The 1,193-nt window shown below is 73.0% G+C and carries 1 protein-coding gene; it reads right to left on the bottom strand.

The features are described from left to right. Nucleotides 1-1,193, bottom strand: a 1,193-nt coding sequence (locus tag ACZ49B_RS39160; RefSeq protein WP_468316104.1) for a DEAD/DEAH box helicase, incomplete at both ends; no start/stop codon positions are given.

The following is a 1,193-nucleotide window of genomic DNA, read 5'->3' on the forward strand; positions in this document are numbered from 1 at the left end:
ACCGGTGCGGTGATGGTGACCGGAATCCCGGAGGGGTCCTGGGCGCCGGTGATGCGGTTCAGGGCCTCTTCGCCCGGACGGACCTGGGTGGTCTGCGGGGTGATCCCGGCGGCGGCCATCAGACGGGTCATGTCGCGGCGCTGGCCGGGGGTGACCAGGGTGACGACGCTGCCGGACTCGCCGGCGCGGGCGGTGCGTCCGCCGCGGTGGAGGTAGTCCTTGGGGTCGGTCGGCGGGTCGATGTTCACGACGAGGTCGAGGTTGTCGACGTGGATGCCGCGCGCCGCCACGTTGGTCGCGACCAGCACGGTGACGTGTCCGGTCTTGAACTGGGCGAGGGTCCGGGTGCGCTGGGGCTGCGACTTCCCGCCGTGCAGCGCGGCGGCCCGTACTCCGCTGCTGAGCAGGTGTTCGGTCAGGCGGTCGACGGCGTGCTTGGTGTCGAGGAACATCATCACCCGGCCTTCGCGCGCCGCGATCTGCGTCGTCGTCCGCTGCTTGTCGGCGCCGTGGACGTGCAGTACGTGGTGCTCCATCGTCGTCACCGCACCGGCCGAGGGGTCCACCGAGTGCACGACCGGGTCGGTCAGGTAGCGCCGCACCAGCAGGTCGACGTTGCGGTCCAGGGTGGCGGAGAACAGCATCCGCTGGCCCTGGGGGCGCACCTGGTCGAGCAGGGCGGTGACCTGCGGCATGAAGCCCATGTCCGCCATCTGGTCGGCCTCGTCGAGGACGGTGATCGCGACCTGGTCCAGGTGGCAGTCACCACGGTCGATCAGGTCCTTCAACCGACCCGGCGTGGCCACGACGACCTCCGCGCCTCCGCGCAGCGCGCCGGCCTGCTTGCCGATGGACATGCCGCCGACGACCGTGGTCAGGCGCAGCTTCACGGAGCGGGCGTACGGGGCGAGGGCGTCCGTCACCTGCTGGGCCAGCTCGCGGGTGGGGACGAGGACCAGGGCCAGCGGCCGGCGGGGCTCGGCGCGCTGCCCGGCGGTGCGGGCCAGCAGGGCGAGGCCGAACGCCAGGGTCTTGCCGGATCCGGTCCGGCCGCGGCCGAGCACGTCACGGCCCGCGAGGGAGTTCGGCAGGGTCGCGCCCTGGATCGGGAAGGGCACGGTCACGCCCTCCGAGCCGAGGGCGGCCAGCAGCTCTGCGGGCATGGCGAGATCGGCGAAGGCCAGGGCGGCGGG

This window comes from Streptomyces sp. NPDC031132 (assembly GCF_055570595.1).